At 66.6% G+C, this 12,358-nt stretch carries 12 protein-coding genes; 11 read left to right on the top strand and 1 reads right to left on the bottom strand.

Going from position 1 to position 12,358, the window contains the following annotated elements; translation table 11 throughout:
- Positions 1-5: 5 nt before the first annotated feature.
- Positions 6-1,892, bottom strand: coding sequence for a TIR domain-containing protein (locus tag IPK75_05395; GenBank protein ID MBK8197786.1), 1,887 nt, complete (start codon positions 1,890-1,892; stop codon positions 6-8).
- 84 nt (positions 1,893-1,976) lie between these two features.
- Between IPK75_05395 and IPK75_05390 the strand changes: the two genes are divergently transcribed.
- The 11 genes from IPK75_05390 to IPK75_05340 all read left to right on the top strand — a co-directional run bounded on the left by IPK75_05390 (position 1,977) and on the right by IPK75_05340 (position 12,039).
- Entirely contained in the window at positions 1,977-2,429 is a 453-nt protein-coding gene (locus IPK75_05390) for a YbgC/FadM family acyl-CoA thioesterase (protein ID MBK8197785.1), read from the top strand.
- A gap of 261 nt (positions 2,430-2,690) precedes the next feature.
- Entirely contained in the window at positions 2,691-3,404 is a 714-nt protein-coding gene (locus tag IPK75_05385) for a MotA/TolQ/ExbB proton channel family protein (protein ID MBK8197784.1), read from the top strand.
- Positions 3,405-3,410: 6 nt separating this feature from the next.
- Complete coding sequence (locus IPK75_05380; protein ID MBK8197783.1) at positions 3,411-3,848, top strand: biopolymer transporter ExbD; 438 nt, start codon at positions 3,411-3,413, stop codon at positions 3,846-3,848.
- Between the two features lie 16 nt (positions 3,849-3,864).
- Positions 3,865-4,779 (top strand): cell envelope integrity protein TolA, encoded by a 915-nt coding sequence (locus IPK75_05375; GenBank protein MBK8197782.1) that lies wholly within the window; start codon positions 3,865-3,867, stop codon positions 4,777-4,779.
- 32 nt (positions 4,780-4,811) lie between these two features.
- Positions 4,812-6,167 carry a Tol-Pal system protein TolB gene (gene tolB / locus IPK75_05370; GenBank protein ID MBK8197781.1) on the top strand — a complete coding sequence of 452 codons (1,356 nt, stop codon included), beginning with the start codon at positions 4,812-4,814 and terminating at the stop codon, positions 6,165-6,167.
- A gap of 207 nt (positions 6,168-6,374) precedes the next feature.
- The gene (gene pal, locus IPK75_05365) at positions 6,375-6,914 is read left to right on the top strand and encodes a peptidoglycan-associated lipoprotein Pal (GenBank protein MBK8197780.1); all 540 of its coding nucleotides are present in this window, start codon (positions 6,375-6,377) and stop codon (positions 6,912-6,914) included.
- 117 nt (positions 6,915-7,031) lie between these two features.
- Entirely contained in the window at positions 7,032-7,985 is a 954-nt protein-coding gene (ybgF, locus tag IPK75_05360) for a tol-pal system protein YbgF (protein MBK8197779.1), read from the top strand.
- Positions 7,973-9,124, top strand: a complete 1,152-nt coding sequence (gene tilS / locus IPK75_05355) for a tRNA lysidine(34) synthetase TilS (protein MBK8197778.1) — start codon at positions 7,973-7,975, stop codon at positions 9,122-9,124. The genes ybgF and tilS overlap by 13 nt, the downstream gene beginning before the upstream one ends.
- The gene (ftsH, locus tag IPK75_05350; protein MBK8197777.1) at positions 9,121-11,028 is read left to right on the top strand and encodes an ATP-dependent zinc metalloprotease FtsH; all 1,908 of its coding nucleotides are present in this window, start codon (positions 9,121-9,123) and stop codon (positions 11,026-11,028) included. Before tilS ends, ftsH begins: the two co-directional genes overlap by 4 nt.
- 51 nt (positions 11,029-11,079) lie before the next feature.
- Positions 11,080-11,667, top strand: coding sequence for a hypothetical protein (locus tag IPK75_05345; GenBank protein MBK8197776.1), 588 nt, complete (start codon positions 11,080-11,082; stop codon positions 11,665-11,667).
- A 3-nt stretch (positions 11,668-11,670) separates the two neighbouring features.
- Positions 11,671-12,039 (top strand): hypothetical protein, encoded by a 369-nt coding sequence (locus IPK75_05340; protein MBK8197775.1) that lies wholly within the window; start codon positions 11,671-11,673, stop codon positions 12,037-12,039.
- The last annotated feature ends 319 nt before the right edge of the window (positions 12,040-12,358 follow it).

Genomic DNA, 12,358 nt, shown 5'->3' with positions numbered 1-12,358 from the left:
ACGGATTACCGGTTGAGCGCCTGCACCAGCGCGCTGTCGCTCCACCGGCCCGCGGAGCGCATCGTGCCATCGCTGTTCCACATCACGCCATAGCCGCCATAGCGGTTGGCACTCCACTGGCCTTCGTAACGGCTCCCATCCGGAAAGGTCATCACGCCATATCCCTGCTGGATATTGGCATTGTACTGGCCAGCATACACGTTGCCGTTCTTCCACTTGTACACGCCGCCGCCGTGATAGCTGCCTTGTGCAAAGCTGCCCTCATAGCGATCGCCTGCGCCGGTGCCAGTTGCCGCCGCGAAATCCATCACACCATACCCGCTGAGCTGGTCGAGGGCCCATTGCCCCCGGTATACCGCGCCCTTGGACGGACCCTTCACCATCCACTGCGCCCCGAGCCCCGAGCGTTTGCCGTTCCCGACCTCTACCTCGTAAGTGGCATCGCCGATATCCTGCCGGGTCAGACCCGTGCCGGACGTGCGGAAGGCGGTGATCTTGGCATCAACCTCCCAGTAGATGCGGTTGGCCTCGGCCGCATTGGCGCGCGCGGTCGTGGCGGCGTTGCGTGCCTCCAGCACGGCAGCGCGCACATCCGCCTGCAGCAGGTCCGGGTTGAACGCCTTCAGGCGCGTCAGTTCGGTCCGCGCGCTGGCGGCGTTCCGGCCATAGGGATAGCGGGCGAGGTAGGCTTCATATCCGTCTACGGATTTTGCGCTGCGCGCAATCTGCCAGGCGCCGTCATCGGCCTGATCGGCGAGCGCCTGGCCCTGCTGCGCGCTCTGGGTCAGCGCGGCCGCATCGCGTTCCGTCTGCAGGCGCTGCGCTGCCTCCAGCTGTTCGCGCAGCGCCCGTTCGCGGTCGGTTTCGCCCGCCGCTTCGGCGGCCGGTGCGGCTTCTTCGGCGGGCGCAGCCGCCCAATCCATCGGGGCTTCCTCCGCGGGTGCGGCCTCGGCCGCCGCTTCCTCGGCGAAATAGGATGCCTCGGCAGCTGGCAGGACCTCGCCGAACCAGCCGAACGGATCCATGAATACGGCGCCCGCGCCGCCCGCCAGCACCAGCGCGCCGGCCGCGATCAGGCCCGTCCGCCAGCCCGGCCCGGCCGCCGCCGGCGCGCTGCCCGCTGCGGCCTTGCGCTGCGCCGCCGAAGCGCGCCGCATCACCTTCACCACATGCGCGTCCAGCGCGGGAAACAGTTTCGACTTCTCGAGCGCGCCGGCCCGGAAAGCGGCCACCGCGTTCGCATCGGCCGTATCGACGGCGGCCCAGTCGGTCAGCTGGCGCAGCCGCTTGCGTGCCTCGGTCGATTGCTCCGCGCCCGGATGATGGGTGAGGAAGTCCTCATAGTCGCGCGGATCGAGGCTCTCGGCAATCGGCGACCAGAGCGCGGCCGGGGGAGGGGTGTTCACCTGCGTCCGCGGGGCCTGCGATCGCGGCGGCGGCAGCGGCGCGACACGGGGCAGCGCCGCCAGCTGCTCGCGCACGAACCCCGGCAGGTCGTCCGGCTTGCCGAGGCGCACGCAGATCCGCCGCAGGTAATCCATCAGTGCGGGGCTGTTGATGTCGCCGTCCCAGCTTTCCAGGTGCGCCGCATGGATCGCCTCGAAGGCCGTCGGCGGCGCCACCGCCTGCAGGCGCGCGGGGAACAGCTTGTCCTTGCCAAGCTCGGCCTCCATCAGCACCCAGGGCGAGGCAACGCTCTCCTCGCACCAGAGCGGCATCACGATCCGGGCTGCCGCCATTTCCCGGGTGATCTGCTCGCGGTAGCTGTCGCCCGCGTCGAGGCCGTAATCCCACCAGACGCTGATCTTGTGCGCGTCAAGGATATAGGCGAGCCGGGCCACGATCGCGCGCCGGTCGGGCAGGTTGCGATAGCTGAGGAAAACGTCGGCCAACGGCTGATCCCCCACGGATTGGAACCGATGTTACCGCCGGGCCTGCCTGTTGGAAAGACGCGCCGCCTCTGATACGCCCGCCCCATGAGCCTGCCGCCCCTCGACGCGCAAAACTTCGACGCCGCCCGCCAGCACTGGCTGGCCGTGCGCGTCTACTACGAGGATACCGACTTCACCGGCATGGTCTACCACGCCAACTACCTGCGTTTCTTCGAGCGCGGCCGCTCCGACCATCTGCGCGATGCGGGTGTCTCCCACCAGTCGCTGCTCGCCCGCGAAGACCCCGCCGCCTTCACGCTCACCAATGTCAACGTCACCTACCGCAAGCCCGGCAAGGTCGACGACCTCCTCCACATCCGTACCCGCTATCTCGGCATGGACGGCCCCCGCATCCGCTTCTCGCAGGCCTGCCTGCGCGGCGGCGAACTCCTCGCCGAAGCGGAGATCACTGCCGTGATGATCCATGCCGACGGGCGCCTGCGCCGGCCCATCAAGGAAATCTCGGAACACCTTGAGGCCTACCGGTGGCAGGGCTGACCCGTCGGGATGCCTGCAACGCAGGCAAGGCTGCCCCCGGAACGCCGGTCAGGGTTAACAATTTGCCACGAAGCCTTAACCCTTGGTGTTTAAGCCATAACTGACTGCGCAAAGCCCGGTACACGCCGTGTTTCTGCCGGATTTGGACTCGAAAGAAGGTCGTGTACACGCGGCCTTTGCGCATTGCCCGGGACCGAATCCTATTACCGCCTAACCCGCGGGCGCCGGGCGCCCTGATGAAGCTTGGGAGACTTTTCGTTCATGGAAAACGAATCCATCGGCACGGTTGCACACAGCGGCGACTTCTCGTTGTTTTCGCTGCTGGGAGATGCCGACCCGGTCGTCAAGGTCGTGCTCGCCATCCTGCTGCTCGCCTCGATCTGGTCCTGGATCGTGATCGGCGAAAAGCTGTTTTCGCTCGGCGCGCTGAAGAAGTCGTCGCGCGCCTTCGAGGAAGCCTTCTGGAACGGCCGCGCCGGCGACTTTGACCTGCGCCCCGGCCAGGGCGCCAAGGATCCCGCCAGCCGCGTCTTCGTCTCCGCCTCGCGCGAATGGCAGGATGCCGGCAAGTCGCTGCCCACGCCGGCTGAGGCCTCGGCCATCGTGATGCGCGCCGAACGCTCGATGCGCGCCGCCGTCGACCGCGAAGTCGGCCGCGCCGGCAACGGCCTCTCCGTCCTCGCTACCATCGGCTCGGCCTCGCCCTTCATCGGCCTCTTCGGCACCGTTTGGGGCATTATGAACGCCTTCCTCAACATCGCCGAAGCGCAGGATACCAGCCTCGGCACCGTCGCCGGCCCGATTGCCGAAGCCCTCTTCGCCACCGGCCTCGGCCTCGTCGCCGCCATCCCGGCGGTCATCTTCTACAACAAGTTCACCTCCGACCTGACCAAGCTCGGCGACCAGCTCGACACCTTCTCCCAGGACGTCCTCGTGCGCCTCTCGCGCCGGGCTTCCGATGCAACGCGGGACTAGGGCGCCATGGGTCTCATCCTCGGTTCCGGCGGAAAAGGTGGGCGGCGCGGCCGGCGCGCCCTGAATGCCGAGATCAACGTCACGCCCTTCGTCGACGTCATGCTCGTGCTGCTCATCGTGTTCATGGTCACCGCGCCGTTGCTGATCCGCGGCGAGGAGGTCAACCTGCCGAAGACCACGTCCGCGCCCCTCAAGTCTGAGGCGAACGACGCGCCCCTGACGCTCTGGGTCCGCGAGGACGGCACGGTCCTCATCCAGCAGACCGAGATCCGGCCCGAAGACCTCGCCGCCCAGCTCTCCGCCATCGTCGGCGAGGGATATGACAAGCAGGTCTACCTCTACGCCGACCAGGACGTGCCCTACGGCGTCGTGATGGAAGTGACCGCCGAAGTCCGCCGTGCGGGCTACACGCGCATGTCCTTCATCACCGAACAGAAGAAGTAAGGAGCCCCGGCGCCCGATGATCCGCGGTTTCACCGTCTCGACGCTCGTCCATGCCAGCGTGCTGGCCATGGCGATGATGTCGTGGCCGTCGCCGTCATCGGACTGTGACCGCGCGATCGAGAAGCTGCGCCGCGAGAACCCCGGCATCCGCTCCATCGAGATCGTCATGCAGTTGCCGGAGTGCGCAACCTCCGCCGAACTGCCGATCGACTTCGAGGATGTCGGCCTCGTCTCCAACGTGTCCGAGCTGCGCAAGTCGCCGGACCCGAAGGAGGAGGCCGTGACCCCGCCGGAGGAGGAGATCGAGCCCCCGGTGGCAGAGCCGCCCGAGGAAGAGGTCGCCGAGCCCGAAGAGGAAGTCCCGCTCCCGCAGGAGAAGCCAGAACCGAAGGTGCCGGAAAAGAAACCCGAGCCGAAAAAAGAGCCGGAAAAGAAGAAGCCTGATCCCCTGATCAAGAAGGACCCGCCCAAGAAGGAGCCGAAGAAGGACGACCTCGACTTCCTCAACGACTTCGACAAGGCCCTCCAGGACCGCCGCGCCGACCGCGCAAAGACGCCTCAGGAGGCCGACGACCGGCCCGCCCTCGGCAATGCCGACCGCGACCGCGAAGGGGCAGGGGACAAGACCGGCAGCACCGCGTCGCTGCAAGCCGCGTTGAAGCGCCAGATCGGCTATTGCTGGCGCCCCAGCGACGACCTTCCGGAGGCGGACCAGATCGATGTCGAGATCCGCCTCTCGCTCAACGCCGACGGCTCGCTCGATGGCAATGCCACGGCCGTCAGCCCCCGCTCGCGTCCGGTCGGGCGCGCCGGCCTCGTCTACGACCGGGCCTTCCTCGCGGTGCGCAAGTGCGCCCCTTACAAGCTGCCCCCAGAATCATATGATGAATGGAAAGACATCGTCGTGACGATTGGTCGGCCCACTGACTGATCGCGCGACACTCAGAAAAGGAGTTTGATGGTATGATGCATTATTTCCGGCACGTCCTCGCCGCAGCGCTGATCGCGCTCGGCCTCGTTGCCCCGGCCTCCGCGCAGCTGCGCGTCCGGGTCGACGAAGGCAATTTCCAGCCCACCCCCATCGCCATCCCGGACTTCCAGGTCACCGGCGCCAACTCCGAGATGGCGAAGCAGATCGTCGATGTCGTCCGCGCCGACCTTGCCTCCACCGGCCTGTTCGACCTGCAGAACCCGGCCTCCTTCATCCAGCGCGACCTCAACATTAATGCCGAGCCACGCTTCGCCGACTGGAAGATCATCAAGACCGAGGGCCTCGTCGTCGGCACCTTCGAGGAACAGGCCGACGGCAAGGTCGCCGTCTCCTTCCGCCTCTGGGACATCTATGGCGGCGAACTGATGCGCATCAACGGCGAGCCCGGCCGCCGGCTTACCACGACGCCGGAGAACTGGCGCCGCATCGCCCACAAGATCGCCGACTCGATCTACACGCGCCTCACCGGCGAGGACCCGTACTTCGACACGCGCATCGTCTACATCGCCGAGACCGGCCCCAAGACCGAGCGCGTCAAACGCCTCGCGATCATGGATTCCGACGGCGCCGGCCAGCAATACCTCACCTCCGGCCGCTCCACGGTGCTCACCCCGCGCTTCTCGCCCTCGGCGCAGGAAATCACCTACATGTCGTATGAAGGCGGCAAGCCGCGCGTCTATCTCTTCAACATCGAGACCGGACGCCAGGAACTGCTCGGCAACTTCCCCGGCATGACCTTCGCTCCGCGCTTCTCGCGTGATGGCCAGTCGGTCCTGCTCAGCCAGGCCCAGCGCGGCAATACCGACATCTACATCATGAACCTGCGCACCCGCGAATCCGACCGCCTGACCGACCATCCGGCGATCGACACCTCGCCCTCGATGTCGCCGGACGGCAAGTCGGTGGTCTTCAACTCCGACCGCGGCGGCACGCCCCAGCTCTACATCATGAACACCGACAAATCGAAGCGCACCTGCCCGGGCGGCGGCAGCGACACCGCCTGCCGCATCACCTTCGGCAAGGGCCGCTACTCGACGCCCGTCTGGTCGCCGCGCGGTGACCTGATCGCCTTCACGAAGCAGGAAGGCGGCAAGTTCTACATCGGCGTCATCGGCACGGACGGGAAGGGCGAACGCCTCCTCACCGAAGCCTATCTCGACGAAGGTCCGGACTGGTCACCCAACGGTCGCGTCATCATCTACTTCCGCGAGGCACGTCCTGGCGCGAGCCCGCAGCTCTGGTCGGTTGACCTCTCTGGCCGCAACGAACGCCGCGTCACAACGCAGACGGACGCATCGGATCCGGCATGGTCTCCGCTGCTGCAATAACTGCACATTACCGGGAATTAAGCAGGCGTACTTTGTTGCGCCTGCTAACCCGTGCACGTAGCCATGATTCTGCCTGATTTGGTGCGCCATGCGATTGTCGTCCCAATTTGGCCGGATTATGGAGTAAGTGTTGGATTGTTCAGGGGTCGGAAAGCATCTTCTCCTAACACGCCAATCGCATCGTCCATTCCTTAGGAGCCCCGACACATGCAAACATTCCTGAAAGTCACTGCTGCCGCCGCGCTTCTCGCCACGGGCGCATGCGCCTCGAAGCCGAAACCGGTCGAAGAAACCAAACCGGCCGAAGTCACCAAGCCGGTCGAAGAAGTCGTTGAAACCGTGAAAACCGATCCGGTGGTCGAATCCTCGATCGCCCCGGGTTCGCTCGAAGATTTCCGCGTCAACGTCGGCGAGCGCGTGTACTTCGACCTCGACCAGTACCGCCTCGACTCGGAAGACCAGGACATCCTGAAACGTCAGGCCGCCTGGCTGGCTTCCTACCCGAACGTCCGCGTCCTGATCGCCGGCAACTGCGACGAGCGCGGCACGCGTGAGTACAACCTCGCCCTCGGCGAGCGCCGTGCCAACGCGGTGAAAGAATACCTCGTCAGCCTTGGCGTCAGCGCTTCGCGCATCGACACGGTGTCCTATGGCAAGGAGCGTCCGGTGGTTGCCGGCTCCAACGACCAGTCCTGGGCCCTGAACCGCAACGGCTGGACGCAGATCGTTTCGGGCGCCACCAGCTAACGTCTGGACTGCCAAAAGCAGATGATTCGGGCAGCCGGGCGCCATAATTTGGCCCCGGCTGTTCCATTTAATGACGTGCTCCCTGCCCAGTTCGCTTATCGCCGGAGGCTTCCCGCCATGCTGAAAACCGCCCTGACGAGTCTTGCCGTTGCCGGCCTGATGGTCATTCCGTCTACCGCGCAGACGGTCACCTATCCGGCGCGCGGCGCGCCGATCTCGAAAGGTGTCACCACCGGTGACCTCTCGGTTCAGGTCGACCAGGCCCGGCAGCAATCGGCAGACATGCTGGTGCAGTTCAACCGGCTCGAGGAACAGGTCGGCACGCTCAGCGGCCGCGTCGAGGCGCTCGAATACGAGCTCGGCCAGGCGCGCGATACCAACAACAACCTGATGAGCGACAACGAGACCCTCGCGCGTGACGCCGCCGCCATGCGCGAGACGCTGGACCGTCAGGCCCGCGCCATCACCGGCCTGCAGGTCATGCTCGGCATAGAGCCAGAGCCGGAGCCCGAAACCTATTCCTCCGCCGATACCTCGCCGCAAACCCCGCAATATTTCGGGCAGGGCGGCGTGCCCGCCAATGGCCGCGGCGTCGACAGCTCGGGCCCGGCCCAGCTGGCGCCCACCGGCTCCAGCCTGCCGGAAGGCTCGCTCGGCACCCTGCCGGCCACGGCGCTTCCGGGTGAAGCCGGCCCGCTCTTCGCCGAAGCGAAGGCCCGCCTGATCCGGCTCGACTATGCCGGCGCCGAAGAGGCCTTCCAGTCTTTCATCGACAAGTTCGGCAAGGATCCGCAAGCCGGCGAGGCCTACTTCTGGCTCGGCGAAGCGCTCCACCAGCAAAAGGCCTACGCCGATGCCGGCGCGGCCTATACCACCATGATCCGTTCGTACCCGGATGATGTGCGCGCGCCGGATGCGCTCGTGCGCCTTGCCCGCGCCATGCGGTTCGTCGGCGAGACTGACAAGGCCTGCACGGCGCTGGACGCGCTGCCGAAGCGCTATCCCGACGCCTCCAAGGTCGTGCGCGATCTCGCCGCGGTCGAGCGGACAAGGTCCGGGTGCAAGAACTAGGACTGACGGCCCGCTTCGACGCCGCGCTTGCGGCGGTCCCTGAAGATATCCGCGCAGGCCCCATTGGCCTTGCCGTCTCCGGCGGCAGCGATTCAATGGCATTGCTTCACCTCGCGCATGACTGGGCACGAGCGCGCGGCGCGGCTCTCGCCGTTTTCACGGTCGACCACAAGCTGCGTCCGGCTGCCGCCGCCGAAGCCGAGGCGGTTGGTGCCGTTTGCCAGGGTCTCGGGCTCAGCCACCGCACGCTGGTGTGGGCCGCACCTGTCCTCCGCCAGTCGGCGGCCCGCCGCGGCCGCCATGCCTTGCTCGCCGGCGCACTGAAAGCTGCGGGCGGCCGCCTGCTGCTCACCGGCCACACTGCCTCCGACCAGGCCGAAACCTTCCTGATGCGGGCCCGGCAAGGCTCAGGCTGGTACGGCCTCGCCGGCATGCGCCGGTTGTCCCTGTCCCCCGTCTGGCCGGAGGGCGACGGCATCTGGATTGCGCGGCCGCTGCTCGGCGAAACGCGGCCGGACCTGCGGGGCTGGCTGGCAGGGCAGGGGGCCGTCTGGGCCGAAGACCCATCGAACGAAGATCCGGCCTTCGAGCGCGTCCGCGTCCGCGCGCTGCTGGCGGCCCATCCGGGCCTCGCCGAACGTATAGCGGCCTGCCAGGGCCACCTCGCCCGCCTGCGCGCGCTCGAGGATGCCTTGCTCGCCCGCTGGATGGACGACGAGGTCGCCCCTTTCCTCGCGCCCGGCCTGCGCGCCCGCTTCAACGGCCTCTCGCCCGAACGTGCCGCCCGCGCCCTCGGCATCCTCATCCAGTGCGTTTCGGGCCGCGAAACACCGGCCCGTTCGGAAAGCCTCGCAAACCTTTCAATCCGTTTGTTGGACCCAGCCAACTTCAAAGGCGCCACCCTTGCCGGAGTCCGGGTGCGCAAGACGGGCGACCGGATGTACCTCACCGACGAGGTCGCGCGCGCCGGCGACCGCCAGACAACCACCCAGATCGCCAGCCGGCTCGCCGCTTTCCGGCGTCTTTTCCTCAATTCTGCGAAAGAAACTGAAAGTCGCAGCGGAAAGGAGTCGTTTTTAAAGGCATTGGTGCCTATCTTCACCGGCGAAACTGTATCTTCTGATCGGGACGATCCATGAACATTCGCAACCTTGCCGTCTGGGGCGCGCTCGCCCTCCTCGTTATCGGGATGGCCGTGATGATGGGCGGCAATCCCGACGTCGCCCGCGCCGAGCCTGCAAGGCTCTCGGAAATCTACAAGATGGCCGAGCAGGGCAAGCTCCAGGATGCGACCCTCGGCGATACGAAGCTCATGGTCACCACGACCGAGGGCAAGAAGCTGATCTCCGAGATCCGCCAGCTCGACATGACGACCGAAGAAGTGCTGCGCGAGAACAACGTGCCCTTCAAGATCGAAGCCGATGTCGGCCGCAACAATGTGGCCTCGGTTCTCCTGTCCCTCCTTCCGATCGTGCTGATCGTGGCCTTCGTGTTCTTCATGATGCGCCAGATGCAGGGCGGCGGCACCCGCGGCGCCATGAGCTTCGGCAAGTCCCGCGCCCGTCTTCTCACCGAGAAGCATGGCCGCGTCACGTTTGACGATGTCGCCGGCGTCGATGAGGCCAAGGAAGAGCTGCAGGAAATTGTCGAGTTCCTGCAGGACCCCTCCAAGTTCCAGCGCCTCGGCGGCAAGATCCCGAAAGGCGCGCTGCTCGTCGGCCCGCCCGGCACCGGTAAGACGCTGCTCGCCCGCGCGGTTGCGGGGGAGGCGGGCGTGCCCTTCTTCACCATCTCCGGCTCGGACTTCGTCGAGATGTTCGTCGGCGTCGGCGCGAGCCGCGTGCGCGACATGTTCGAACAGGCGAAGCGCTCCGCACCCTGCATCATCTTCATCGATGAGATCGATGCCGTCGGCCGTTCGCGCGGCGCCGGCCTTGGCGGCGGCAACGATGAGCGCGAACAGACGCTGAACCAGCTCCTCGTCGAGATGGACGGCTTCGAAGCCAACGAAGGCATCATCATCATGGCGGCAACGAACCGCCCAGACGTGCTCGATCCGGCGCTGCTGCGTCCGGGCCGGTTTGACCGCCAGGTCACCGTGGGCAACCCCGACATCATCGGCCGGGAAAAGATCCTGCGTGTCCACATGCGCAACGTGCCCCTCGCGAAGGACGTTGAAACCAAGACGATCGCGCGGGGCACGCCCGGTTTCTCCGGGGCGGATCTTGCGAACCTCGTCAACGAAGCCGCACTTCTCGCTGCCCGCCGCGGCAAGCGCGTTGTGGCGATGGCCGAGTTCGAGGACGCAAAGGACAAGGTCCTGATGGGTCCGGAACGCCGCTCGATGGTCATGTCGGAAAAGGAAAAGATCCTCACCGCATGGCACGAAGCCGGCCACGCCATCGTGGCGATGAAAGTCCCGGCTGCCGACCCGGTCCACAAGGCGACGATCATTCCGCGTGGCCGCGCCCTCGGCATGGTCATGCAGCTGCCGGAAGACGACAAGCTGTCGATGTCGAAGGTCGAGATGACCTCGCGGCTCGCCATCATCATGGGTGGCCGCGTCGCCGAAGAACTGAAGTTCGGCGATGACAACGTGACCGCAGGCGCCGCCTCCGATATCCAGCAGGCGACCCGTCTCGCCCGCGCGATGGTGACGCGCTGGGGCTATTCGGACATCATCGGCCCGGTCGACTACGGCTCGGACCAGGGCGATGTTTTCCTTGGCCAGCAGCTGATGCAGTCTTCGCACATCTCGGAAGAGACCTCGCGCAAGATCGAGGAAGAAGTCCGCAAGCTGATCGAACAGGGCAAGGAAGACGCCCGCAAGATCATGACCGAATCGCGCGCCGATTGGGAAGCCGTGGCGACCGCCCTGCTCGAATACGAGACGCTGTCGGGCGACGAGATCACGAACCTCCTGAAAGGCACGCCGCCGTCGCGGCCAGACTCGTCGGACGAGGACGCCGGCCCCGCCTCTGCCGTGCCGGTGATCGGCAAGCGCAAGCGCCCGGGCATCGACCCCTCGCCAAATCCGGCCTGACGCGCCGCCCCCATCTTTCCTTTGAAGCCCGGCCCTTCTAGGCTGGGCTTCATGCTTTTCAGACTGGCTGTTGCCCCCGCCTTTGCCCTTGTGATCACCGCCTGCGCGAGCGGGCCGGAGGCGCCTTCTCGATCCGGCTTCGAGACGGCGCTGGCGCCGCTGTGCGGCGAGGCCTTCGAGGGGCGGATCGTGACGACGGACGCGGCCGACGACCCCTGGCGGGCGGAGCGGGTGGTGATGCATGTGCGGGGCTGCGAGCCCGGCCTTTTCGAGATCCCCCTGCATGTCGGCGAGAACCGCTCGCGCACCTGGGTGCTGATGCAGGTGGGCGAGGCATGGGAGCTGCGCCATGACCACCGGCACGACGACGGCGAGCCCGACTCCCTGACCCTGTATGGCGGCTTTTCCGCCTCGCCGCCGGACGCGCTGCGGCAGGAATTCCCGGCCGACGAGGCGACCAAGGCGCTGTTCGATGCCGAGGGCATTCCGGTGTCGAAAACGAATGTCTGGGCCATCGAGATTGATCCGGGTGCCAACGTATTTGCCTATGAGCTGAAGCGGCCGGAGCGACACTTCCGGCTGGAGTTCGACACGTCCCGCCCGGTCGATGCGCCGCCGGCGCCGTGGGGGTGGGACTAGCGCTTGCGCCTGCGGCTGGAGCATGTGCCGGACTCGCCGCGCACGCCGGTGAGCCGGTTCGTGCACCGGGGCGTGGACGCCGGCCATTACAGCGCGACGGTGTTCGACCCGCCGTTCCCGGCGCCGGTCCCGGGGAAGGGGTATCCGCTGTGGACGCTCGAACATCGCGGGCATGAACTCCATTTCGCGAGCCCGGAGGAGATCGCGCATGTGGTCGCGGTCCTCGGACAGCGCGTGCTGCCGAAGCCGAGGGTGCTGGGCGCCGAACAATCGGCGGTGAATTCGCACTGGCTCTCCCGCATGGACAAGGCCTGGCTCAGCTGGAAGGTGCGGCAGGAAATCGTCCGTAAACTGATGGAAGCGCTTCCCTGAGGCATCACCCTGGCAGCACCTCTTCCATTGAGGGGGAGACGGCGAGGGATGGGCTGGCCGGAGGGGCGCTTCAGGCATCACTCTGGCAACGTCTTCTCCGGGGCAGCGTGGCTTCCGGACCGGAGGGGCGCCTGGGGCGTCACTCTGGCGGCACCTTTCCCAAACAGGGGAGAGGGGAGTGCTCCGTGGCCGGTGGGCTGCGAGGGGCATCACCCTGGCAGCACGACTTTCCTCCTTGGGGGGGCAGGAAGGGTGCCTTGGGGGCAAGAAGCGCCGCGCCGGGTCTGCGGACGGCTCATCCTGAGCGGCGTTCGGCAGG

The organism is Acidobacteriota bacterium (genome assembly GCA_016712445.1).
GTDB lineage: Bacteria > Pseudomonadota > Alphaproteobacteria > Caulobacterales > Hyphomonadaceae > Hyphomonas.
The sequence above is the reverse complement of the archived record's forward strand: the minus strand, read 5'-3'. Positions and strand labels throughout refer to the sequence as shown.